This window comes from Acidovorax sp. SUPP3434, from assembly GCF_030159015.1.
Classification (GTDB): Bacteria; Pseudomonadota; Gammaproteobacteria; order Burkholderiales; family Burkholderiaceae_C; genus Paracidovorax.
In genome coordinates this window covers 39,177-63,195 of record NZ_BQXL01000016.1, presented here as the reverse complement: position 1 = coordinate 63,195, position 24,019 = coordinate 39,177, and the positions used below count along the sequence as shown (strand labels likewise).

Sequence of the window (24,019 nt, the reverse complement as noted above, 5' to 3'; positions counted from 1 at the left end):
GTTATCCACAGAAAAAGCCTGCAGCCCCTCAAATCCCCGATAAATCAATCACTTAACGCCTGCATCGCCATCCCGTCTGAACAAGTGCCCGTAAACGACGATCCTCCCTCCCCGGCACCCGCCATCCTGCAGATTGCCGTCCAGACCCCTGGGCACAGCAATGTGGGCGACCTGCTGAGCTACGCCAGCGACCGGCCCCTGCCCCCCGGAACGCTGGTGCGCGTGCCGCTGGGCACCCGCGAAGTGCTGGGCGTGGTCTGGGATGCGCCCGAGGGTGGGTTGCCGCCGCTGCCCGCCGGCACGTCCGCCCGCGCCGTTGCCGCGGTGCTGGAGGGCGTGGCGCCGCTGGCGGCGCCCTGGCGCCGGCTGGTGGCCTTCACCGCGCGCTACTACCAGCGCGGGCTGGGCGAGGTGGCCCTGGCCGCCCTGCCCCCCCAGTTGCGCGACCTGGGCCCCGCGCAGCTCGCGCGGCGCCTGCGCCGCCCGGCGGCGTCGTTGCAAGGTGGCGATGCGCTACCGGAGATCGCCCTGAGCGCCGAGCAGGAAAGCGCCCGCGCCGCCATCGCCGCCGAACCCGGGCCCTTCCTGCTCTACGGCAGCACCGGCAGCGGCAAGACCGAGGTCTACCTGCGCTGCGTGCAGGAGGCGCTGGAAGCCGATCCGGCCGCGCAGGCGCTGGTGATGGTGCCCGAGATCAACCTCACCCCCCAGCTGGAGGAGCGCTTCACCGCCCGCTTCGCGCCCCGCTACGGCGCGGGCAGCGTGGTCTCGCTGCACAGCGGCATGACCAACCCGCAGCGCCTCAAGAGCTGGCTGGCGGCGCATGCGGGCACGGCGCGCATCGTGCTGGGCACGCGCATGTCGGTGTTCGCCAGCATGCCGGGCCTGGCGCTCATCGTGGTGGACGAGGAACACGACGCCAGCTACAAGCAGCAGGAAGGCGCCCGCTACTCGGCGCGGGACTTGGCCATCTGGCGCGGCCGCGACCAGGGCGCCAAGGTGGTGCTGGGCTCGGCCACGCCGTCGCTGGAAAGCTGGCATGCCAGCCGGCCCGCCGAAGCCGGCATCCCGGCCGGCCGCTACCGGCGGCTGCACATGCCCAGCCGCATCGGCGCCGGAGAACTGCCGCACGTGCGCCTGGTGGACATGGGCCAGCAGCCGCGCGGCGCCGTGTTCTCCGCCCCGCTGCTGGCCGCCATCACCCAGCGCGTGGAGCGCGGCGAGCAGTGCCTGGTGCTGCTCAATCGCCGCGGCTTCGCGCCCGTGCTGCACTGCAGCGACTGCGGCTGGAAAAGCGACTGCCCGCACTGCAGCGCGCACCAGGTCTTCCACAAGATCGACCGCACCCTGCGCTGCCACCACTGCGGCTACACCCAGCGGGTGCCCCATGCCTGCCCGGGCTGCGGCAACCCCGACATCGCCCCCATCGGCCGGGGCACCGAGCAGTTGGAAGAACAACTGGCCGCCCTGCTGCGCAACGTGATCACGCCCGAGCGGCGGGCGGCACGCGTCGCCCGCATCGATGCCGACACCACCAAGGCCAAGGGGGCGCTCGAATCCCAACTGGCCCAGGTGCATGCGGGCGAGGTGGATGTGCTGGTGGGCACGCAGATGGTGGCCAAGGGCCACGACTTTCGGCGCATCACGCTCGTGGCGGCGGTGCAGCCCGACGGCGCGCTGTTTTCCAGCGACTTCCGGGCGCCCGAGCGCCTCTTCGCTCTGCTGCTGCAGGCCGCCGGCCGCGCGGGGCGCGATGCACGCTACGTGGCCGAGCAAGGCAGCCGGTGCGAGATGTGGGTGCAGACCTACCACCCCGACCATGCCGTGTACGCCGCGCTGCGCCAGCACGACTACCCCGCGTTCGCCGACAGCCAGTTGGCCGAGCGGGCCGAAGCCGCCATGCCGCCCTTCGCCTACCAGGCGCTGGTGCGCGCCGACGCGCGCACGCAGGAGGTCGCCCAGGCGTTCTTGGCCGCGGCCAGCGCCGCCGCGCAAGCCGATGGGTTGCCGGGGCTGGAGCATGTCACGCTGTTTCCCCCCGTGCCCCTGGCGATCCAGCGGGTGGCCAACGTGGAGCGCGCGCAGATGCTGCTGGAAAGCGGCAGCCGCGCGGCGCTGCAGCGCTTTCTGTCGGCCTGGCAGCCGGTGCTGCACGCCACGCGCGCGGCGCCGGAGCACAAGGGGCTGATCCGCTGGCTGGTGGACGTGGACCCGCTGACAATCTGATCCCCGGCTGGATCGTGTCTGGCGGGTTGGCGCCATGCGGCATCGATTGCTACCAAATGAATAGCAAAATGCCTAAGTCAATATTGCGGTGGCGGCCGAAAAGCTCAGAAAGGCCAGCGCGGTGGAGACCAGGATGATCCGCGCGATGCGCCCGTTGTGGGCGCCGAAGCGCTCGGCCAGCAGCGACACGTTGCTGGCGCTCGGCAGCGCCGCCACCAGCACCAGCACCGTGTGTGCGAACGGCGTGAGCGGCACGCCCGCCGCGATCGCGCCATGCCCCGCGCCCCAGACGAGCAACGGATGCACGAACAGCTTGGCCAGCGCAACCGGCACGTAGTCGCGCGGGGGCACGCGGTCGTGCTGGTTCATCTGCGAGCGTGCCAGAACGGCGCCGATCGTGAACAGCGCCACGGGCGACGCCGCGCCGGCCAGCATCGCTACCGTCTGGTCGAGCGGGCCGGGTAACTTCCACTGCAGCGCGGACGCCACGGCCCCCAGAGCGATGGCCCAGGGCATGGGGTTGGTCGCCATGCCGCGCAAGGCCCGGCGCACCGCCACCGCCACGCCGTGCGTGCCCACGCCGTCCAGCCGCGACAGGGCGATGCACAGCGAGGTCGTGAGCACCATGTCCACCAGCATCGTCAGGATGGCCGGCCCCGCCGCGGAGGCCCCGAGCAGCGCCACCAGCAGCGGCACGCCCATGAAGCCGGTGTTGGGAAAGGCCGCCACCAGCGCGCCGAAGGCGGCATCATTCCAGCCCAGGCGCGCCCGGGTGAGCGCCACCGTGGCGCCGACCAGGGCCAGGCCGCACAGGATGTAAAGGCCCGCCACCGCCGGGTCCAGCAACTGGCCGATGGGCGTGTTCGCGCCCAGGCGGAACAGCATGCACGGCAGCGCGAAAAACAGCACGAACGCATTCAGCCCGGGAATGGCCGCCTGCGGCAGCGCGCCCGCGCGCGCGGCCAAGTAGCCGCAGAGCACGAGCGCGAAGAAGGGAAAGGTGATGGACAGAACGGACAGCACGGCCCATTGTCGGCGCAAGGCAGCGTGCAGAGTGCCGCACGTCACCGCGAAAAAAAGCCCGCACAGGGCGGGCAGCGGGACCGGGGCCGATTCCAGGCCCCGATGGCGTGGCGCAGCGCGCCGCAGCCTGTCCGGTCAGATCTGCACGCCCTGCTCCACTTCCTGCACCTTGCGGCGTGCCAGGGCGAGGTTGGAGCGCTCCTTGTCGAGCACCAGGTAGATGAACAGGCCTTCGTGCGCGGCCAGCGGGCGGATCACGTGGTACTGCTTGCCCAGCGTGATGAGGATGTCGTCGATCTTGTCGGCCAGGCCCAGCGAGCGCATGGTCTTGTTCTTGGCACGGACCACTTCGGTGTTGCCGGCAGCCGCCAGTTCCATGTCCACGCCGCTGCCGACGCTGCCCAGCAGCATGCCGCTGCCGCTGTCCACCACGGCCGCGCACAGGGCGCCGTCGATGGAATGGAGTTGGTTCAGAGATTCTTGAAGGGAGGCCATGGGTTCGATTCCTTAAACAGAAAGAGACGAAAAGGGAAGCAAGCACACATGCGCGCCGCCGGCCGACCCGGCAACGCGCGGGGGATCATTCGGGGCGGCCCAGTTGCTGCGCGACCTCGCCGGCGGTCCACAGGGCCCGCCCGAGCACGGCCTGCTTTTCCAGCACCAGGCACAGGATGCAGGGGAAGGCCCCGCCGATGGCCTGGAAGATCGCCAGGCCCGCCTCGGTCTCGAAGGTGAGGCGACGACAACCGGGGTAATCGATCTCGCGGCCCACGGCACGGGCCATGGCCATGAGCGAGCCCGCCATGGCCGCCAGCCGGCGCACCTCCAGGCCACCGCCCACCGACAGCGAGGCCACCTCGAAACCGTCGAGGGTGGTCACCAGCGCCATGCGCACGTCGCCCGCGGGGGCCACCACGCGGTCCAGCACCTCCCGGGCCGCCTGCGCGCGCTCGGGGGGGACGATGTTCGCCTTGTTCATCATGGGATTTCAGTCCATTTCGTTCTGCAGGGACAGCATGGAAGCCAGCACGCCCACGGCCTCCAGCAGTTGGCCGCGGTCGCGCGGATCGGCTTCCAGGATGGGCACCACGCCGTGCGGCGAGGCTGACAGCGCCAAGCCGAACGCCTCGATCTGCGCGGGCGTGGCGGGACGGGCGCTGAGCACCAGGGCCAGCGGCGGATCGGGCTGCACGGCCATTTCGGCGAGCAGGTCGAGCGTCTCGCCCACGGCCGAGGGCCGGGCCACGTCGGCCATGATGAAGACGCCCATCGACACCGAGAGGATCCATTGCCGCACGAAGTCGAAGCGGTCCTGCCCGGGGCAGCCGCACACCTGCACGTGCTCGCCATCGCCCAGGTCGATCTCGCCGAACTCCGCGCCCACGGTGGTGAACGCCTTGGAATGCGCCGCCCGGTCGAGGTTGGGCACGTCGGAGGACGCCATCACGTCGCCGCACAGCGAGCGCAGCGCGGTGGTCTTGCCGATGCCCATGGGCCCCACGAGCGCGATGCGGGGCAGTGCCCCGGTCATGCCTGGCCTCCACCGCGCACCCAGCGCGTGAGCCGCTGAACCAGCCCGCCGTGCCCGGAGGGCTTCGGGCGGTCGGCGCGCAAGGCGGGTGCCGGCGCCGCCGTTTCGGTGCGCAGCACGTTGCGGCGGGACAACTCGGCCAGCAGCGCCTGCGCAGTGGCGGGCTCCAGGCCGCTGTGCTCGCACAACTGCGCCAAGCTGACCGGCGCGCGGGTGAGCAACGCGAGCGCCCGCACATGGCCGCCCGAGCGGAACGGCGCTCCCAGGGACACCCAGGTGCTCAGCCGGAACCGTTGCTGGGGGTCGCCGAACGCAGCGCGCGCTGCTGCAGGAGACTCCCATGCCGTGTCGGCGGAGGCGGCCGTCATCGTCTGGCGCGCCCGCCAGTCCATCAGGAACACGGCGGCACGGTCCAGCACGTCGATCAGGTCCGCCAGCGTATAGCCGGTCTGCAGGCGCGCGGTCCACTGCGCCTGGGGCGCCTTGTCGGGAAACGAGCCCCCTACGCAGACCAGGCACGGCGCGCGGGAGCCCGGCTGCGCCGCGCTGGCGTCGTCCAGCAGCAGCACCTGGGCCTCGGCGGCCGGCACCTCATGCCAGCGGAGCAACGATTTGCGCGACGCCACGCTGAACAGCTTGTGGAACCGCTCGTAAAAGTGGGGAGTGAGCATCTCTGCGGCCACCCCCGCTGAAGCATCGCGCATGGCGGTGACCCCGGTGGAAATAATCAAATTGGAGGGCCAGTATAAAGATGCACATTGATACATTGTCAAGAAATTTGCTAAAAATGAGAAAAATGATTTCTTCTTGACGAATTCCAGATCCCGGCACGCCGTTCCTGGCAAAACCTTGTAGAAAGGGCCGGTTCGATTCCGGCCCATCCCGGTATCATTGCGCGCTCTGGCTCCCTTCTCCCTGGGAAGCGGTGCTCCACCCGTGCCTCGCCGGCGCCTGTCCACCCCCTTTTTTCTGCGCATGTCCGCCGGTCTCAATCTCGCCCAGCTCCAGGCGGTCCACTACACCGAGGGGCCATGCCTCGTGCTGGCGGGCGCAGGTTCGGGCAAGACGCGGGTGATCACCCACAAGATCGCCCGGTTGATCGAAACGGGGCTGGAGGCGCGCCGCATCGCCGCCATCACCTTCACCAACAAGGCCGCCGCCGAGATGCGCGAGCGCGCGCAGGGCCTCATCGGCCGTGCGGCCAAGGACGTGCTGGTGTGCACCTTCCACGCGCTGGGCGTGCGCATGGTGCGCGAAGACGGGCATGTGCTCGGGCTCAAGCCCCAGTTCAGCATCCTCGATGCGGACGACGTGACCGGCATCCTCAAGGACGCGGCCGGCGGCACGACCGACATGGCCACCGCCCGCCAGTGGCAGTGGACCATCAGCAAGTGGAAGAACATGGGCCTGAACGCCCAGGAATCGCTGGCGCAGGCCGCGGACGACCACGAGCGAAGCATCGCCGTCCTGATGGCGCGCTACGAAGAACGCCTGACCGCCTACCAGAGCGTCGATTTCGACGACCTCATCGGCATGCCGCTGCGCCTGCTGCGCGACCACTCCGAGGTGCGCAGCAAATGGCAGCGGGTGCTGGGCCACGTGCTCGTGGACGAGTACCAGGACACCAACGCCACGCAGTACGAGTTGCTCAAGCTGCTCGTGGGCGAGCGCGCGCGCTTCACCGCCGTGGGCGACGACGACCAGTCCATCTACGGCTGGCGCGGCGCCACGCTGGACAACCTGAAAAAGCTGCCGGTCGACTTTCCGCAGCTCAAGGTGATCAAGCTGGAGCAGAACTACCGCTCCACCAGCGCCATCCTGCGCGCGGCCAACAACGTGATCCAGCCCAACCCCAAGCTGTTTCCCAAGACGCTGTTCTCCGAACTGGGCGAAGGCGAGCCGGTGCGCGTGGTGGACGCCGACAGCGAAGAGCACGAGGCCGAGCGCGCCGTGGCCCGCATCCAGAGCCTGCGTGCCGCGGCCAACCCGCCGCCGGCCTGGAAGAGCTTTGCCCTCCTCTACCGCGCCAACCACCAGGCCAAGCCGTTCGAGAAGGCGCTGCGCAAGGCCAACATTCCCTACAAGGTCTCGGGCGGCACGAGTTTCTTTGACCGCGCGGAAATCAAGGACCTGTGCGCCTGGTTCCGCCTGTGGATCAACAACGACGACGACCCGGCGTTCCTGCGCTCCATCACCAGCCCCAAGCGCGGCATCGGGCACACCACGCTGGGCGCACTGGGCGAATTCGCCACCAGGCACAAGCTGAGCATGTTCGGCGCGCTGTTCAACGGCATGCTGCCGGCGGCCATCCCCAAGCGCGCGCTCGACGGGCTGATGGAGTTCGGGCGCTACGTCAACGACCTCGAATACCGCGCCCGGCACACGCATGGCGCCGAGGATTCGCGCGCCTTCCTGGCCGACTGGCTCAAGGAAATCGACTACGAAAAGCACCTGTACGACGGCGAAGACAGCGAGAAGGTCGCCGCCGCGCGCTGGAGCAACGTGCTGGAGTTCTGCGACTGGATGTCGCAGCGCGCCGGCGGCCAGATCGACGACACCTCGGGCAGCGTCGTCACCAAGGAGACCAAGAGCCTGCTGGAGGTCTCGCAGACCATCGCGCTGCTGTCCACCATCAGCGAGCGCGAGAAAGACCAGGACATGGTCACGCTGTCCACGCTGCACGCCTCCAAGGGCCTGGAGTGGCCGCATGTGGTGCTGGTGGGCGTGACCGAAGGCATGCTGCCCTTCAAGCTCGACGACGACGAGGGCCGCCAGCTCAAGGTGAGCGACGACACGCTGCAGCGCCTGCAGGAAGAGCGCCGCCTGATGTACGTGGGCATCACCCGCGCCCAGCGCAGCCTGGCCGTCAGCTGGACCAAAAAGCGCAAGAAGGGCCGCGAGATGGTGAACGCGCAGCCCAGCCGCTTCATCGCCGAGATGGCGCTGGACAAGAATACCGCCCGCGAAGACCCGCGCGAAAAGCTCAAGGCGCTGCGCGCCGAATTCGCCGCGCGCAAGGCCCAGAACGCCACGCCATGACCGGCCGTGCCATGATCCGCCGCCACGTCGCCGTCGGGCGGGCCGCAGCGTGCGCCGGAATGCGCCGGCCGCTGGCACAGAGCGTGCGTGTCGCTGGGCCGCGCAACCGCACCTGGGCGCGGGCATCGCGCGGGGCGGACGGCAAGAAGAACATCAGCGCCACCTGGATCGGCCAGGTGGAACAAGGCAGTTGCGGCTAGGAGATACGAGGAACATGGAACAACGCACCACATCACACCACCGCCCCGTCCGTGCTGCGCAAGCAGTCCGGGCGGCCATGACACCGCGGCGCCTGGGCACCCTGGCCCTGGCCCTGTGCGCCCCCGCGGGCGCTGCGCTGGCGCAGGCGCCTGCCCAGACGGAGGCCGCCGGCGACGCCTGGCGCCGTTGCACCGCCATGGCCGGCGACAGCACCGCCCGCCTGGCCTGCTTCGACCAGTGGGCGGGCCAGCAGGCCTGGAAAGCGCCTGCGGCATCGGCCAGCGCGTCCACCGGCAACACCACGGCCAGCACCGCACCGCCCACCCCCGTGGACACGACGCTGCCGGCCACCCGCCTCATCGACGTGGCCCAGGTGGAAGGCTGCCGCGACGAGCAGTACAGCACGCTGTCGCGCTTTTGGGAATTGGAGTCGGGCAGCGATTGCGGCACCTTCCGCTTCCGGGGCTATCGGCCGATCAGCATTTCGGTGGTCAAGGGCAGCAACGTCAATCGCCAGCCCACCTCGCCCGTGCCGGACCACAACGCCACCTCGGCCGTGGACTACCGGACCACCGAGAACCGCATCCAGCTGTCGGTGCGCACCAAGATCGCCCAGGGCCTGCTCACGCAGGGCCACCCCACGCTGAAGGACTCGGTGTGGGTGGGCTACACGCAGCAGTCGTACTGGCAGCTGTTCAGCCCCGACATCTCGCGCCCCTTCCGCGCCACCGACCACGAGCCGGAAGTGATGTACGTGTACCCCACCGACGCCAAGCTGCCCTTCGGCTGGCGCTGGCGCTACAGCGGCATCGGGCTGGTGCACCAGTCCAACGGCCAGAGCCTGCCGCTGTCGCGCAGCTGGAACCGCGTGTACCTGATGACCGGCATGGAACTGGACAACCGCTGGAGCGTGAACGCGCGCCTGTGGAAGCGCCTGAGCGAAAGCGCCGACAGCGACGACAACCCGGGCATCAGCGACTACATCGGCCGGGGCGAGCTGCAGGTGAACTGGAACTACGACCGCGACAACACCGTGGGCGTGACCGTCCGCCATTCGCTGGCCTCCACGCCGCGCGGCTCGGCACGCATCGAATGGCTGCAGAACCTGGGCAAGGGCCTGGGCGGCAGCAAGAGCAACCTGCGCCTGCACACTGCCCTGTTCAGCGGCTATGGCGACAGCATGATCGACTACAACCGCAAGCGCACGGTGTTCAGCGTCGGCCTGAGCCTGGTCGATTTCTGAGCGCCTGAACGCACGGCCGGCCCCCGCCTGCGCGGCAAGGGGTCGGCCGCATCACATCCCGTTACCCTTTGACAGGACTGCTGCCTTGAATCGGCGCACACGCGCCGACACAATGGCACGCACATCGCAGTCCGGCAGGCCCCGCGCACCACTCCCTGGAAAAAGAGGCGTTTTCATGCCGCTTTCTCCACCATTGCTGGTCCAAGCCCCCGGGACAATGCCCCTCGGAGGACGAAACCATGGACATGCAATATCAGCTCAAGGCTGGAAGTTACTACCTGTACGACATGCGCGAGGCGCCCAGTGCCGTCACGGGCGAGCGCCGTTTCAAGCTGAAGACCGATACCGTCGCCATTGCCTTCGATGCGCACACGGGCGAAGTCCACCAGCACGGCACGCCGTCGCGCATCCAGTCCTGGGCCAGCAACACGCGCCGCCGCCTGCGCGCGGCCGGTGCGCTGGATGTGGCCAACGACATCGTCGTCGTCTCCGGCCCGCTGCCGGTGGACGAGCTCAACAAGTGCCTGTGGATCAACGGCTACTGCCGGCGCATGTTCAAGCGCCTGGCGAGCCTGCCTCACGGCAAGCTGCAGCGCCCGAGCGAGCCTTTCCGCAAGGCCGCCTGAGAGTTGCTGAAAAGGATCAGGCCAGGGTTTCCTGCCCGCCCTCGGCATTCACATCCACGGTTTCCAGCACGTCCGCGTGCTTGACGATGGTCACGGGCACATGGCTCGCATGCACCAGCGCCTGCGACACCGACCCCAGCAACGCGCTGCTGATCGCGCCCTGCCCGCGGGCGCCGATCACCAGCATGCCGCAGCCGTGGCGCTCGGCGATGTCCACCAGCGTGTTCGCCACGTCGCCCACGCCCACATCGGTTTCGTGCTCCACGCCCGCGGCCTCGAAGATCGCACGGGCCGGGGCCATCAGGTGCAGGCCGGCTTCCAGGCTGGCCGCCGCGATGAGGTCCGGGTCGCGCGACACCACCATTTCGTAGAGCGTGGCGGGCTCCTGCACATGGGCCAGCACGACGCTGGCGCGCAGCCCCTGCCGCAGCAGGGCCAGGGTGTGGTGCACCGCATCCAGGGAGAGGTCCGAGCCATCGACGGCGATGAGGATCTTGAGCATGTCCGTGTCCTTTCCGGGAGTCTGAGGGGCCTGCCGGCGATGCGCTCCGCTCGCCCGGCAGGCAGTGCGGTCCAGTGTACCGGCGCCCCGCCGCGCCCCCGACCCTGTGGGCGTCTGGGACAATGCGCGCCATGCTGCAGTTCGACCTCCTGACCACCGACCCCGAAAGCCACGCGCGACGCGGCACCCTCACCCTGAACCACGGCGTGGTGCAGACCCCCATCTTCATGCCCGTGGGCACCTACGGCACCGTCAAGGGCGTGATGCCGCAGAGCCTGCACGACATGGGCGCGCAGATCATCCTGGGCAACACGTTCCACCTGTGGATGCGCCCGGGGCTGGACGTGATGCAGGGCTTCGGCGGCCTGCACGCGTTCGAGAAGTGGGACAAGCCCATCCTCACCGACTCCGGCGGCTTCCAGGTATGGAGCCTGGGCGCCATGCGCAAGATCACCGAGGAAGGCGTGCACTTCGCCTCGCCCGTGAACGGCGACAAGCTCTTTATGTCGCCCGAGGTGAGCATGCAGATCCAGACCACGCTCAATTCCGACATCGTGATGCAGCTGGACGAGTGCACCCCGTACGAAACCAAGGGCCACCTGACCACCGAGCGCGAGGCGCGCACCTCGATGGAAATGAGCCTGCGCTGGGCGCAGCGCAGCCAAGACGAATTCCACCGCCTGAACAACCCCAACGCACTGTTCGGCATCGTGCAGGGCGGCATGTTCGAGAACCTGCGGGCCGAATCGCTCGACCGGCTGGTGGAGATGGATTTCCCCGGCTACGCCGTGGGCGGCGTTTCGGTGGGCGAGCCCAAGGACGAGATGCTGCGCATCATGGCGCACACGCCGCACCGCCTGCCGGCGCACAAGCCGCGCTACCTCATGGGCGTGGGCACGCCCGAGGACCTGGTGGAAGGCGTGGCGCAGGGCGTGGACATGTTCGACTGCGTGATGCCCACGCGCAATGCGCGCAACGGCACGATCTTCACGCGTTATGGCGACCTGAAGCTGCGCAATGCGCGCCACAAGGCCGACCACCAGCCGCTCGACACCACCTGCACCTGCCATGCCTGTGCGGGCGCCGAGGGCGTGGCCTGGGACCAGGGCGGGCGCGGCGGCTTCAGCCGCGCGTACCTGCACCACCTGGACCGCTGCGGCGAAATGCTGGGCCCGATGCTCACCACCATCCACAACCTGCACTACTACCTGAACCTGATGCGCGAGGTGCGCGAATCGCTGGATGCGGGCCGCTTCGGCGAATTCCGCCGCCAGTTCGCGGCCGATCGCGCGCGGGGCGTGTAACCCCGAAGCCCCGGCGCCCTGACGCCCCAGGCCCCGGGCGATGTCCGCTGCGGGACGGCGGTGGTATCCGGCCCGGCGCGCGCCCGCTACGATGGCGCCATGCTGACCGTCCACCACCTCGAAACCTCGCGCTCGCAGCGCGTCCTGTGGCTCCTGGAAGAACTGGGCGTGCCCTACGAACTCCGGACCTACCAGCGCGACCCGCGCACCCGCCTGGCGCCGCCGGAGTTGCGCAAGATCCATCCGCTCGGCAAGTCGCCGGTCATCACCGAAGGCGACGACGTCATCGCCGAATCGGGCGCCATCATCGAAACCCTGGTGGACCGCTACGGCGCGCAGGCGCAGGGCGAGCTCGCGCACCTGGAGCCCGCGCGCGGCACGCCCGAACGCCGCCAGTGCCGCTTCTGGATGCACTACGCCGAAGGCTCGCTGATGAACTGGCTGGTGATGAAGCTGGTCTTTCAGACGCTGCCCAGGCAGCCCATGCCGTTCTTCGTGCGGCCCATCGCGCGGGCCGTGTGCGGCAAGGCGGAGCAAAAGCTGGTGGACCCCAACCTTGCCACGGCCCTGGCCTTCATCGACGACCACCTGTCGCGCAACGCCTGGTTTGCCGGAGCCGACCTCACCATGGCCGATTTCCAGATGAGCTTTCCGGTCGAGGCGGCCATGAGCCGCGTGCAGAACGCCGACCGGCACACGCACCTGAAGGCCTACCAGGCCCGCATGCGGGCCCGCCCGGCCTACCAGCGGGCGCTGGCCAAGGGCGGCCCGGTGGTGATGGGCGGCTGAGGCGCCACGCCCCCTGCATACCAGCGCCCTTTCAAGCAGATCCCCTAAAGCGGTCCCGCCGGGGCCGGGCCACCGGCCAATGGCCCGGCGGCGTGCGGCACCACCGCCGCACTGGCGTCCGAGTCGCTGCCGGGCAGCAGCCCCCGGCCCGCGCCTGCGCCGCAGGCATGGCAGAACCGGGCGAAAGCGCTCTTGCGGGTGTTGCACGCGCCGCAGTGGTCGAACAGCCCGATGCCGCAGTGGGGGCAGAAGTCGATGGTGGGGTCCTTCAGGTCCACCGGCCGCTCGCACCCCGGGCACACGCCCTTGGCCAGGCGCGCCAGGGCGACGTCGTAGCTCAGTTCCTTGCGGCGCTCCTGGTCGGGCAGCGCCTCGGCCCGCTTCTGGCGCTCCAGGTAGCGGTTGAGCGCCACGATGGCGTACCGCCCGACCAGCGCGGTCACGACGATGCCGACCACGTAGCGCACATAGCCGCCGTAGCTGGGCAGGTAGGGCACCAGCTCCACGAAGAACGCGAACAGCGCGAAGAAGATGAAGCCCCACACGAACGGCCAGTAGGTGCCCTTGCGCTTCTTCACGAAGAGCCAGCCGGCCACCACCAGCAGCGGCAGCGTGAGCGCCAGCCGGTACAGGAACACGCGCAGCTGCACCTTGCGCTGCTGCACGGCCATGCGCTCGTAGCCATCCTTTTCCAGCGCGGCCAGGCGTTGCTGCGCGGCCGTGGCTGCCTGGCGCGCATCGAGCGCGGCCTGCTGCTGCGCTTCGACCGCCTGTTGGGTCTGGCGCTCGCGCAGCTGGAGCCGGTCCAGCGCCTGCGTGCGCTGCACCACCTCGGGGTTGTGCTCGGACTGCTGCGTGGCGCTGCGCGTGGCCAGCCAGTTGTTGAAGGTCTCGCGCTCCGCCGCGGTCTCGCTGCGCGACTTGGCGCGCTGCAGGCGGGCCTGGTCGAGCGCCGTCTCCGCGCTCTCCTCGGCCTGCTGCGCGTTGCGCACCTGGGCGCGCAGCGTCTCCGCGGCAGGGCGGTCCAGGAAATCGTCAAGCTGCAGGGTGGCCTCGACCTTGGGCAGGTCGTCCACGACGGTGCCGCCCAGCCCGATCAGGAAGCTGGCGAACACCAGCGACACCAGCCACAGGCCCCGGCGGAACCATTTTTCCGACAGGCGAAGGGATTTGCTCATGACCAGCTCCTCGGCATTGAAATACTATTAATTTGATAGCAACACAGACAATCAATATCCCGGCATCAGCGGCTTTTGACTATAAACCCGCGTTGGCGTCACGGCGGCGGCAGCGCCACCGGGGCCGATGCCAGTTGCGCGCGCTGCAGCCACGCCAGGGCGGAGTCCACGGTCACCGTGGCGATGCGGTTGGCAAAACGCTCGCTGTCCGGGTGGTCGTCGAACGCCACGTTCGCCGCCGTCACCCGCCCACCCAGCCGCGTGAGCGCGCCGACCTTGAGCACGGTCGGCTCATACCCCTTGTAGCGCAGCCAGGCCTGCGCCTGATCGCGCCGGAGCACGGTGCCGGGCTCCATGGCCGCGGCCAGCGTCTCCAGCGCCCACTGGTTCGACTGCTGGTACTTCGTGCCCCAGGCGTAGCTCACCATGCTGTAGGGCCGCTGGTGCATGGCCGTGGCGCGCGTGCGGTCGGCGAGCACCGCCATCATCCGCTGCTGCACCTCGGGCGTGGGCACGGCCCACACGGCCTCGTAGCGCCACAGGTCGTCGAGAAAGAACTCGCCCAGCCCCTGCCGGTACACCACGCCCACCGCGGTGCCGCACTCGTTGAGCTTGTGCACCACGCGCCAGGGCCCCTGCGGCGTGCGGTAGGCCCAGCCCAGGTGCGAGTAGCGCAGCCCGTAACGGGACAGGTCCTGCCCCGCACGCGCCAGGACCACCACCTGGGTGCCCGAGCGGGCGTGCTCCGCGTCCAGGGCCCGGGCCGTGCGGGCGGCCAGATCCATGCCGCGCTCGATGAGCTGCGGGGTCGGCTTGCGCGCCTCGCAAGATCGGCCCGCGTGCGCGGCGCCGGTTCCGGCGAGAGCAACCGCCGCCAGGGCGGCCAGGGCCCGTCTGCGCATGGTCCGCCCCCTCACAGCCGCTCGTTGTAGAGCAGTGCACGGCCCAGGGCATTGGGCACGAAGGCCAGCGCCTCGCCCGCCACCGACAGGACGACGCCGGTGCCGATCACGCTGCAGGCCACCGCCGACCCCACGGCATGGACCGTGCCGGAGGCCGCGCGGCCGGCCACCTCCACGCTCACCTGCGCACCATCGGACGCCCGCTCCAGCACATACACGGTGCCGTTGGCCGACGCCTCCACGGCCTTCACGGTGAGGATCGCGCCACCCACCGACAACGCGACGGGAACGGCCGCCACCGCCCCGGCGGCCGTGGACGCCACCGAAGCGGTGCCCACGACCGAGGCCACGGGCAGCAGCGACAGGCCGACGGACACCTCGCTCTGCGCATGCACGGCGCCTGCCGCCAGCGCAAAGGCCAGGCCGAAGCCCGCGGCCCGGCGGGTCCAGGAAAAACGGGGGATCAGAGTCTCGATGCGCATGGTCTTTCTCCAGAAAAAGGGCGCGACAGCGGGGCCGCCGTGCGCGCAAGGGACGGCCGGGAAAGCGGGCACCGCGCCCGCTCCGGCCCCCGGGGTCACTCCGCCGCCGCCTTGCCCGCCTTGTCCGGGGCGGCGGCCGGTGCGGAAGGGGTGCCGCCGGCTGGCATGGAGGCCTCGCGGCGGCCCTGCCAGCGGGCGTCCGCCAGGTCCGCCTCGTGGCGGTCGCGCAGCATCTTGGCCAGCGTGAAGGCGGTAGTGATCAGGTAGAGCCAGCTCACGCCCAAAAAGGCCTGGTAGGTGGGGTTGATGTCCATGCTCCACAGGCCCCAGCCCGTGAGGCCCACGGCCACCGCGAACGCGCCCCAGACGACCAGCTTGAACATCGGCGTGTCCGCACCGTGGCGCGTCTGGTTGTCCCGCACGAACTTCGCCAGCATGAACACGGCCGAGAGGCAAAAGACGTAACCCATCACCATAAAGGCCCGCTCCATGGCCACCCCTGGCAGCCACGCCAGCCCCACCGCACAGCAGAACACGGCGATGCCGAACGAGACCCAGACCTGCAGGCGCCAGGCGGGCGTATCGCGCTGGATCAGGGGCGAAGGAGCGAAGGGGTGTGACATGGAGAGAAGGGCTTGCGGCCCGTGGTGGAACATGGGGCGGATCATGCGCAGGCCGCCCACCCCGGCCCGCCCTGGAATGCACGGGTGGCAGGCTTTCGGCTGCCAGGTATCGCGTGGCGATACTTTCCCTGCTTCCCCAGTCCCTCGGCGAGTGCCACAGCCGCGCGGATTGCGGTAATCTGCCGCCATCATTGGCTCTCCCTCCGAAGGACTCCGCATGCCTATCCAGAAGATCGCGGCCGCGTGCGCCCTGCTGTGCAGCGCCGGCTTCGCCTCCAGCGCCCTGGCCGGCGTCATCGCCGGCACGGGGGGCACGCCCTCCAGCAGCGTGATGGGCACCACCGATGCCACCACCTATGCCATCGCCGAAAGCGGCCCCGGCCACAGCCTCGTGGTGCCTTACTTCACGGCGCAGAACGGGCAGATGACGGTGCTGCACCTGGTCAACACCGACTTGAACAACGGCAAGGCCGTGAAGCTTCGCTTTCGCGGCGCCAACAACGGCGATGGCCTGCTGCACATGACCGTGCTGCTGGCCCCAGGCGACGTCTGGACCGGCGCGGTGACGGCCGGTGCCAACGGCATCGCGCAGCTCACCACCGCCGATGGCACCTGCACCTCGCCCCGGCTCGCGCCCGGCGTGGCGCAAGCCTTCGTGACCGAACGGCTCAACCCCCTGTGGACCGCCGACGTGCAGGCCAACCACACCCGCGAGGGCGCCATCGAGGCGATCGTGGCGGCCGACATTCCCGCCGCCGCCTTATACGGCGCGGGCCAGCAGGAGCGCTCCGCCCTCTTCACGGCCATCCGCCCGGTGAACGGTTCGGCCCCCTGCACCGATGCGGCGCTGAACGCGGCGCTGCTGGAGGACACCAGCGCCGAGGCCACGGCCGCTTCCCGGGGCCTGGCCACGCCCACCGGCGGCGTGGCGGGCACCTGGTACATCATCGACGTGCCCAACTCCACCACCTTCTCGGGGGCCGCCACCGCGATCCGCGCCGTCAACAACGCGGGCCGCAATGCACGGGGCAACTACGTGCTGTTTCCGCCCACCGCGCAGACCGTCACCGCGCCCGAGCGCTACACCGCCGACCCACTGCTGGTCTCGGCCGGCTTCGCCACCCGCGTGAAGAACATCGACGGCGAAACCAGCGAGCCCACCAATGCGGCCGTCATCCAGGCGCGCTACTACGACCTGCCCGACCTGTCCACGCCCTACTACCTGCCGGCCGGCGAACGCAACGCGCGCAGGACGGCGGGGGACCTGTCGGCGCAACTGGCGGCCACCGAAGTGATGAACCAGTACGCCACCGACCCCTCCATTTCCGCCCGAACGGATTGGGTGCTGTCCATGCCCACCAAGCGCTACAGCGTGGCCTACGACTACAGCCAGCCCCCAGCGGTCGCCCGCGTGTATTCGGTGGTGCCGCCCTCGGACCTCGGCAGCCAGTATTTCTCGGGCGACGACACACAGGTCAAGACCAGCCCCGAGAGCGTGTGCAGCCAGTGGAACCTGACCTATTTCGACCGCCAGACCAGCACCAAGCTCGCCCTCAGCCCCGTGGTGGCCTGCGGCACGGTGGCCACGCTGGGCTTCCAGGAGGCGGGCCGCTCCGGCGTCTCTGCCTCAATCACCGCGCAGCCCCGCTCGGACGCCTTCGTGTCCGGCTGGGCCAGCATCGCCACCAATGCGTCGGATGGCCGACCCATCATCGGCGCCGCACTGCTCAAGCTCACCAACCCCAATGCCACACCTGGCGTCGCGGGCAATTACGGCCTGACGATGCCGCACATGTATAAAGCGCCCTGAGCGCACGCAGGGCGGCGGCCGATTGAGGCCGTCATGGGCCCGGCGCTCGGAACGGGTTCACGATCCTTGCCGGAGCCGCCGGGCACCATCGCACGGCATGGCTCCCATCCTCAGCGCGGTGGTTTCGATTTGCGGGTGGCCTGCTGCATGCAGCGGCCGCCCAGGCGGGCCTTTGGCCCCGCCCCACCACCGTGCCGACCCCATCGCGTGACAGGCTGCCTTTGCGGCCCACGGGCGATGGCGAAGACGTTCCCACCTGCCATCCCAATCACAGGAGAAACCGTGAAAGTCAAAACCATTTCCGGGGCGGTCAGCGCCCTGCTCGGCACGCTGGCCATGGCCGGCGCAGCACACGCAGGCGTGATCGCCGGTACCGGCGCCACGCCTTCCAGCACGCAGCTGGGCGGGACCGATGCCGTCAGTTTCAAGGTGGCCGAAGGCCAGGCCGGCCATGCGCTGCTGGTGCCCTATTTCACGGCACAGAACGGCCAGATGACCGTGCTGCACCTGGTGAACACCGACCTTGACAACGGCAAGGTGGTGAAAGTGCGCTTTCGCGGTGCCACCAACGGCGACAGCCTGCTGAGCGTGCACGTGCTGCTGTCGCCCGGCGATGTGTGGACCGGCGCCGTGACGGCCGGCGCCGACGGACTGGCGCAACTCACCACGGGCGACCGAACCTGCACGATGCCGCACCTCGCCCAGGGCGTGGCGCAGCCGTTCTCCACGGGCCGGCTCGACCCGGCATGGACGCCCGAGGTGATGGCGGCCAATACCCGCGAAGGCGCCATCGAGGCGATCGTGATGGCCGACGTGCCGCAGGCGGCTATCTATGGCACGGATGGGGCGAGCAAGTCGCCCCTGTCCGTGGCGATCCAGCAGGTGAAGGAAGTCGCCCCCTGCACCGAATCCGTGCTGAATGCAGCGGTGCTGCAGGACACCAGCAGCGAGGTCGTCGCCGCCAGCCGCGGCCTGGCCACCCCGAGCGGACAGCTCAGCGCCACGTGGTACATCATCGACGTGCCCGGCTCCACCACGTTCTCCGGCGCAGCGACGGCCATCCAGGCCGTCAACAACACCGGGTTGCCCGCGCGTGGCAACTACATGCTGTTCCCGCCCACCGACACGGCGGTCATGCAGCCAGAGCGCTACACGGCCGACCCCTTGCTGGTGTCCGCCGGCTTGGCGACCCGCAACAAGGACCTGCAAGGCAACACCTCCTTCCCCACCGCGTCCGCCGTGATTCTGGCCCGCTACAACGACCTGCCCGATCTCTCGACGCCCATCTATCTGCCAGCCACCGCGGCAAGCGCCCGCACGACGGCAGGCGACCTCTCCCGGCTGCTGGCCGTGCGCGAGTTCAAGAACCAGTACGTGCTCGACGAGTCCATCTCCGCGCGCACCGACTGGGTCGTGGCGACCCCGACCAAGCGGTACAGCGTGGCCAAGGACTACAGCCAGACGGACCCTTCCAACCAGCGCGTCTATTCCGTCGTGCCCCCGCTTGGCGGCGGCGAGCAATACTTCCATGCACTGAACACCCAGGTCCGAGACGGCATCTGCAGCCAGGGCGGCAGCTGGAGCTTCCGGCTGGGCTCGCGCGACGGCAGCCTCACGCCGGAAAGCGTGGTGGCGGATTCGGCTTCGCAACCGGAAAGCTGTGGCGCGCTGTCGGTGCTGTCGTTCTCCGACAGCCGGTCGGCCGTTTCCTCCTCCGTGGCCCGCAAGGCATTGCAAGGCACGTTCTCCAACGGCTGGGCCATCTTCCGCATGCCGGACGCGCGGGGCATTCCCCTCATCGGCACCTCGTTCACCAAGCTGAGCAACCCCAGTGCCGCTCCAGGCGTGGCGGCCAACTACGGGCTGACCTTTCCGCACGTTGTGAAGGCGCCCTGAGACCGCCCGCGGGCAGATCCCCCCTGACCGCCGCTGCGGCGGCAGTCAGGGGGGCAGGTGCCCCGATGGTCGCTGCGCCCGGTCAAGGGGCCGATCCATGCGGCGCAGCCCCCACTCGGGCCGACCGGCCGGCCCCGACTCAGATTGCCATGGGCAGCTGCGTCGTCGAGAGCACGTTGCGAATCACCATGAACGAGCGCACCTGCCGCACGCCCGGCAGGTAGAGCAATTGTTCCGCGTGCAGGCGGTTGAAGCTTTCGCTGTCCTTGGTGCGCACCAGCAGGAAATAGTCGAACTCGCCCGTCACCACGTGGCATTCCATGCAGCCCGAGATCTTGGCGGCGGCCTTCTCGAACTCGGCGAACGAGTCGGGCGTGGAGCGGTCCAGCACCACGCCGATCATCACCAGCATGCCCGCGCCCACGGCGCGCGGATTGAGCAGCGCCACCACCCCGTCGATCAGCCCCAGGCGCTTGAGGCGCTCCACGCGCCGCAGGCAGGCCGGGGCGCTCAGGTGGACCTTGGCCGCCAGGGCCACGTTGGAGACCGAGGCATCGCGCTGCAGAGACCGAAGGATCGCCCTGTCGGTGCGGTCCAGTTCGCCGGTGAGATCGACGGCGGCCGCCGGTGTCGCCGGCTTTCTTAATTTTGTTGCGCACATGAATGATTTCCTGCAATCCAATCGGGCCAAATAGCCTGATCCCTCTTTTTTAAAGCCGATTCACGATCCATTTTCGCAACCCTGTTGCGCCCGCATTTTCCTACCATTCCAGGCAACGGACCGCGTTGGGCGGTTGCTCCTGCCACCGCGTGGCGGCAGCAGCCCACCGCGGCGCCGCCATCCCGCTCCCATGCCCTTCCCTTTGCCAGGATGCTTCCCATGAACTTGCAGAAATTCCCCCGCCATTCGCTGACCTTCGGCCCCACGCCCATCCAGCCGCTGCCGCGCCTGTCCGCCCACCTGGGCGGCAAGGTCGATCTGTACGCCAAGCGCGAGGACTGCAACTCGGGCCTGGCCTTCGGCGGCAACAAGACGCGCAAGCTCGAATACCTCATTCCCGAGGCGATCGAAGGCGGCTACGACACGCTGGTGTCCATCGGCGGCATCCAGTCCAACCAGACGCGCCAGGTGGCCGCCGTGGCCGCCCACCTGGGGATGAAGTGCGTGCTCGTGCAGGAGAACTGGGTGAACTACTCCGACGCGGTGTACGACCGCGTGGGCAACATCGAGATGAGCCGCATCATGGGCGCCGACGTGCGGCTGGACGCCGCGGGCTTCGACATCGGCATCCGCCCGAGCTGGGAGCAGGCCATGGAAGACGTACGCCAGGCCGGCGGCAAGCCGTTTCCCATTCCCGCAGGCTGCTCCGAGCATCCCAAGGGCGGCCTGGGCTTCGTCGGCTTCGCCGAAGAAGTGCGCCAGCAGGAAAAGGAACTGGGTTTTCAGTTCGACTACATCGTCGTGTGCTCGGTCACGGGCAGCACGCAGGCCGGCATGGTGGTGGGCTTCGCGGCCGATGGCAGGGCGGACAAGGTGATCGGCATCGATGCATCGGCCAAGCCGGAGCAGACCCGTGCGCAGATCCTGCGCATCGCGCAGAACACCGCCCAACTGGTGGAACTGGGCCGTGACATCACCGAAGCCGACATCGTGCTGGACACGCGCTACGGCGGCCCCGAATACGGCCTGCCCAGCGAGGGCACGCTGGAGGCGATCCGCCTGTGCGCGCGCCAGGAGGCCATGCTGACCGACCCGGTCTATGAAGGCAAGTCGATGCACGGCATGATCGAGATGGTGCGCAACGGCGAATTTCCGGCAGGCTCCAAGGTGCTGTATGCCCACCTGGGCGGCGTGCCCGCCCTGAACGCCTACAGTTTCCTTTTCCGCAACGGTTGATCACTCCCCAGGAGAACGCAGCACCATGACACGACTCGGCTGGCCCGGCGCCACCCCCTTGCCCGATACGCTCGATCCCGGGGAAGTCCAGGAATGGTGCGATGCGCTCGACGGCCTTCTGGCCGCCTGGGAGCCCCGCCAGGGGCGCGAGCGGGCCGCGGCGCTGCTCGACGCGTTGCTGGCCCATGCGCGCCAGCGCGGGCTGCAATGGAGCCCGGCCGGCATCACCTCGTACCTCAACACCGTGCGGGTGGAGGAACAGCCGCCCTACCCGGGCGACCCGCAGATCGAGCAGCGGCTGTCGGCCATCGTGCGGTGGAACGCGCTGGCCATGGTGGTGCGGGCCAATGCCGCGCAGGGCGAACTGGGCGGCCACATCGCCAGCTACGCCTCGGCGGCGGACCTGTTCGAGGTGGGCTTCCACCATTTCTTCCATGCGCACACCGAGCAGCACGGCGGCGACCTGGTGTATTTTCAGCCGCATTCCGCGCCCGGCGTCTATGCGCGCGCCTACCTGGAAGGCCGGCTGAGCGAAGACTCCCTGCGCCACTACCGTCAGGAACTGGCCGCCGAGGCCAAGGGCATCCAGGGCCTGACCTCCTACCCCCATCCCTACCTGATGCCGGATTTCTGGCAGTTTCCCACCGGCTCGATGGGCATCGGCCCGATCAAGGCGATCTACCAGGCGCGCTTCATGCGCTACCTGGCCGACCGGGGCCTGTGCGACACGGCGGGCCGCAAGGTCTGGGGCTTCTTCGGCGACGGCGAGATGGACGAGCCCGAATCCATCGCTGCGCTCACCCTCGCCGCGCGCGAGGGGCTGGACAACTGCATCTTCGTCATCAACTGCAACCTGCAGCGCCTGGACGGCCCGGTGCGCGGCAACGGCCGCATCGTGGACGAGCTGGAATCGCTTTTCACCGGCGCCGGCTGGAACGTCGTGAAATGCCTGTGGGGTTCCGAATGGGACGCGCTGCTGGCGCGCGACCATGGCCACGCGCTGGCCCGGGCCTTCGCGCAGACGGTGGACGGCGAGTTCCAGACCCTGAGCGCGAACGACGGCGCCTTCAACCGCCGCCACTTCTTCGGCAAGAGCCCCGAGCTGCAGGCCCTGGTGGCCCATCTGTCGGACGACGACATCGACCGCCTGCGCCGCGGCGGGCACGACCCGGCCAAGGTGCATGCCGCCTTCGCGCGCGCGGCTGGCCACACCGGCCAGCCCACCGTGGTGCTGGCCAAGACCATGAAGGGCTACGGCATGGGCAGCGTGGGCCAGGGCCGCATGACCTCGCACCAGCACAAGAAGCTGGGCGCCGACGAACTGCTGGCCTACCGCGACCGCTTCCACCTGCCGCTGACCGACGAAGAGGCCCGCACCGCCGCCTTCTGCAAGCCCGCCGACGACAGCGCCGAGATGCGCTACCTGCATGACCGCCGCCAGGCGCTGGGCGGCTACCTGCCCGCACGCCGCGCCCGTGCGCCCGAAGTGGCCGTGCCGCCGCTGCCGGTCACCGGTGGCTTTGCGCTGGAGGCCGACGGCAAGGCCATGAGCACCACCATGGCCTTCGTGCGCCTGATGGGCAACCTGCTGAAAGACGAGGCGCTGGGGCCGCGCGTGGTGCCCATCGTGGCCGACGAGGCCCGCACCTTCGGCATGGCGGGGCTGTTCCGCCAGGTCGGCATCTATGCGCCGTTCGGCCAGCTCTACCAGCCCGAGGACAACGCCTCGATGCTGGTGTACCGGGAAGAAAAATCCGGCCAGATCCTGGAAGAAGGCATCACCGAGGCCGGCGCGCTGGCCTCGTGGACGGCGGCGGCCACGAGCTATTCGACGCACGGGCTGTCGATGCTGCCGTTCTATATTTTCTACAGCATGTTCGGCTTTCAGCGCGTGGGCGACCTGATCTGGGCCGCGGCCGACCAGCGGGCGCGCGGCTTTCTCATCGGCGCCACCTCGGGCCGCACCACGCTGGGCGGCGAGGGGCTGCAGCACCAGGACGGCAGCAGCCACCTGATGGCCTCCACCATTCCGAACTGCCGTGCCTACGACCCGGCCTTCGCGGGCGAGCTGGCCGTGATCGTGGACCACGGCATGCGCCGCATGGTCGAGGCGCAGATCGACGAATTCTTCTACATCACCGTCACCAACGAGAACGTGGCCAACCCCAGCCTGCCGGCCGACGCGCACGACGGCGTGGTGCGCGGCATGTACCGGCTGCGGCAGGGCGCGCCGGCACTGGCGCACCGCGTGCAGCTCTTCGGCAGCGGCGCCATCCTGGGCGAGGTGCTCAAGGCCGCCGACCGGCTGGAGCAGCAGCACGGCGTGGCGGCCGATGTGTGGAGCGTGACGAGCTACGTGGAACTGGCGCGCGAGGGGCAGGCCTGCGAGCGCGCCTGGCGCCAGGGCGAGCGCGATGCGGTGGGCAGCTGGTTCGAGCAGCAACTGGCGCCCACGTCCGGGCCCATCGTCGCCGCGAGCGACTACGTGGTGGCATTGCCCGAGATGGTGCGCGCCTTCGTGCCTCCGGGCCGGCGCTATGTGACGCTGGGCACCGACGGCTTCGGCCGCAGCGACTCGCGCGCCGCCCTGCGGGCGCATTTCGCGGTGGATGCCGATGCCATCGTGCAGGCCAGCCTGCGCGCCCGCGAGGAGGACGACACCGACGAGGCGTCGGCCGAGCAGCGGCGGCTGCAGGGCCTGGCCTCGCTCGCCGTCACCTGAGGCGGCGCGCCCCGCCTTCGCGGCG

Annotated in this window: 22 protein-coding genes; 11 read left to right on the top strand and 11 right to left on the bottom strand. The window is 69.4% G+C overall.

The genetic code is table 11. From position 1 onward, the window contains the following. Positions 1-84: 84 nt before the first annotated feature. Positions 85-2,226, top strand: a complete 2,142-nt coding sequence (gene priA, locus AVKW3434_RS19955; RefSeq protein ID WP_284407200.1) for a replication restart helicase PriA — start codon at positions 85-87, stop codon at positions 2,224-2,226. A 72-nt stretch (positions 2,227-2,298) separates the two neighbouring features. Here priA and AVKW3434_RS19950 read toward each other — a convergent pair whose 3' ends face one another. The 5 genes from AVKW3434_RS19950 to AVKW3434_RS19930 all read right to left on the bottom strand — a co-directional run bounded on the left by AVKW3434_RS19950 (position 2,299) and on the right by AVKW3434_RS19930 (position 5,484). Continuing rightward, on the bottom strand, positions 2,299-3,249 hold the full coding sequence (locus tag AVKW3434_RS19950) for an AEC family transporter (RefSeq protein WP_284407233.1): 951 nt from the start codon (positions 3,247-3,249) through the stop codon (positions 2,299-2,301). Between the two features lie 135 nt (positions 3,250-3,384). After that, positions 3,385-3,744, bottom strand: a complete 360-nt coding sequence (locus AVKW3434_RS19945) for a hypothetical protein (RefSeq protein WP_272566851.1) — start codon at positions 3,742-3,744, stop codon at positions 3,385-3,387. A gap of 85 nt (positions 3,745-3,829) precedes the next feature. Then, positions 3,830-4,231 (bottom strand): roadblock/LC7 domain-containing protein, encoded by a 402-nt coding sequence (locus tag AVKW3434_RS19940; protein WP_272566850.1) that lies wholly within the window; start codon positions 4,229-4,231, stop codon positions 3,830-3,832. Positions 4,232-4,237: 6 nt separating this feature from the next. Continuing rightward, the gene (locus AVKW3434_RS19935; protein WP_284407199.1) at positions 4,238-4,780 is read right to left on the bottom strand and encodes a GTP-binding protein; all 543 of its coding nucleotides are present in this window, start codon (positions 4,778-4,780) and stop codon (positions 4,238-4,240) included. Then, entirely contained in the window at positions 4,777-5,484 is a 708-nt protein-coding gene (locus AVKW3434_RS19930) for a DprA-like winged helix domain-containing protein (RefSeq protein ID WP_284407198.1), read from the bottom strand. The genes AVKW3434_RS19935 and AVKW3434_RS19930 overlap by 4 nt, the downstream gene beginning before the upstream one ends. 271 nt (positions 5,485-5,755) lie before the next feature. On the opposite strand from AVKW3434_RS19930, the gene AVKW3434_RS19925 reads away from it, so the two are divergent. The 4 genes from AVKW3434_RS19925 to AVKW3434_RS19910 all read left to right on the top strand — a co-directional run bounded on the left by AVKW3434_RS19925 (position 5,756) and on the right by AVKW3434_RS19910 (position 9,889). After that, complete coding sequence (locus AVKW3434_RS19925; RefSeq protein WP_284407197.1) at positions 5,756-7,819, top strand: ATP-dependent helicase; 2,064 nt, start codon at positions 5,756-5,758, stop codon at positions 7,817-7,819. Next, on the top strand, positions 7,816-8,019 hold the full coding sequence (locus tag AVKW3434_RS19920; RefSeq protein WP_284407196.1) for a hypothetical protein: 204 nt from the start codon (positions 7,816-7,818) through the stop codon (positions 8,017-8,019). The genes AVKW3434_RS19925 and AVKW3434_RS19920 overlap by 4 nt, the downstream gene beginning before the upstream one ends. Positions 8,020-8,033: 14 nt before the next feature. Continuing rightward, positions 8,034-9,263 carry a phospholipase A gene (locus AVKW3434_RS19915; protein WP_502869130.1) on the top strand — a complete coding sequence of 410 codons (1,230 nt, stop codon included), beginning with the start codon at positions 8,034-8,036 and terminating at the stop codon, positions 9,261-9,263. Between the two features lie 239 nt (positions 9,264-9,502). Continuing rightward, complete coding sequence (locus AVKW3434_RS19910) at positions 9,503-9,889, top strand: hypothetical protein (protein ID WP_272566840.1); 387 nt, start codon at positions 9,503-9,505, stop codon at positions 9,887-9,889. A 16-nt stretch (positions 9,890-9,905) separates the two neighbouring features. On the opposite strand, the gene AVKW3434_RS19905 is transcribed toward AVKW3434_RS19910, so the two are convergent. Then, on the bottom strand, positions 9,906-10,391 hold the full coding sequence (locus AVKW3434_RS19905) for a universal stress protein (protein WP_272566839.1): 486 nt from the start codon (positions 10,389-10,391) through the stop codon (positions 9,906-9,908). A 131-nt stretch (positions 10,392-10,522) separates the two neighbouring features. On the opposite strand from AVKW3434_RS19905, the gene tgt reads away from it, so the two are divergent. Further along, entirely contained in the window at positions 10,523-11,695 is a 1,173-nt protein-coding gene (gene tgt, locus AVKW3434_RS19900) for a tRNA guanosine(34) transglycosylase Tgt (RefSeq protein ID WP_284402457.1), read from the top strand. Between the two features lie 99 nt (positions 11,696-11,794). Next, positions 11,795-12,484, top strand: a complete 690-nt coding sequence (locus tag AVKW3434_RS19895; RefSeq protein WP_284407194.1) for a glutathione S-transferase family protein — start codon at positions 11,795-11,797, stop codon at positions 12,482-12,484. Positions 12,485-12,528: 44 nt separating this feature from the next. Here the strand turns inward: AVKW3434_RS19895 and AVKW3434_RS19890 are convergent, their stop codons facing one another. From AVKW3434_RS19890 to AVKW3434_RS19875, 4 genes are all read right to left on the bottom strand, one after another. After that, on the bottom strand, positions 12,529-13,662 hold the full coding sequence (locus AVKW3434_RS19890) for a zinc ribbon domain-containing protein (RefSeq protein ID WP_284407193.1): 1,134 nt from the start codon (positions 13,660-13,662) through the stop codon (positions 12,529-12,531). A gap of 98 nt (positions 13,663-13,760) precedes the next feature. Further along, a complete protein-coding gene (locus tag AVKW3434_RS19885) occupies positions 13,761-14,564 on the bottom strand; it encodes a DUF2145 domain-containing protein (protein WP_284407192.1) in 804 nt (267 codons plus the stop codon). Positions 14,565-14,575: 11 nt separating this feature from the next. Beyond that, positions 14,576-15,046 (bottom strand): hypothetical protein, encoded by a 471-nt coding sequence (locus AVKW3434_RS19880; protein ID WP_284407191.1) that lies wholly within the window; start codon positions 15,044-15,046, stop codon positions 14,576-14,578. Positions 15,047-15,141: 95 nt separating this feature from the next. Continuing rightward, positions 15,142-15,669, bottom strand: a complete 528-nt coding sequence (locus AVKW3434_RS19875; RefSeq protein WP_284407190.1) for a YiaA/YiaB family inner membrane protein — start codon at positions 15,667-15,669, stop codon at positions 15,142-15,144. 217 nt (positions 15,670-15,886) lie between these two features. Between AVKW3434_RS19875 and AVKW3434_RS19870 the strand changes: the two genes are divergently transcribed. Next, on the top strand, positions 15,887-17,479 hold the full coding sequence (locus AVKW3434_RS19870; RefSeq protein ID WP_284407189.1) for a surface layer protein NpdA: 1,593 nt from the start codon (positions 15,887-15,889) through the stop codon (positions 17,477-17,479). Positions 17,480-17,761: 282 nt separating this feature from the next. Continuing rightward, complete coding sequence (locus tag AVKW3434_RS19865) at positions 17,762-19,375, top strand: surface layer protein NpdA (protein WP_284407188.1); 1,614 nt, start codon at positions 17,762-17,764, stop codon at positions 19,373-19,375. 139 nt (positions 19,376-19,514) lie between these two features. Here the strand turns inward: AVKW3434_RS19865 and AVKW3434_RS19860 are convergent, their stop codons facing one another. Continuing rightward, positions 19,515-20,036, bottom strand: a complete 522-nt coding sequence (locus tag AVKW3434_RS19860) for an Lrp/AsnC family transcriptional regulator (protein WP_284407187.1) — start codon at positions 20,034-20,036, stop codon at positions 19,515-19,517. Between the two features lie 219 nt (positions 20,037-20,255). On the opposite strand from AVKW3434_RS19860, the gene AVKW3434_RS19855 reads away from it, so the two are divergent. Both AVKW3434_RS19855 and mdeB read left to right on the top strand, forming a co-directional pair. Continuing rightward, positions 20,256-21,272, top strand: a complete 1,017-nt coding sequence (locus tag AVKW3434_RS19855; protein ID WP_272566827.1) for a 1-aminocyclopropane-1-carboxylate deaminase — start codon at positions 20,256-20,258, stop codon at positions 21,270-21,272. A 25-nt stretch (positions 21,273-21,297) separates the two neighbouring features. Next, on the top strand, positions 21,298-23,994 hold the full coding sequence (gene mdeB / locus AVKW3434_RS19850; RefSeq protein WP_284407186.1) for an alpha-ketoglutarate dehydrogenase: 2,697 nt from the start codon (positions 21,298-21,300) through the stop codon (positions 23,992-23,994). The last annotated feature ends 25 nt before the right edge of the window (positions 23,995-24,019 follow it).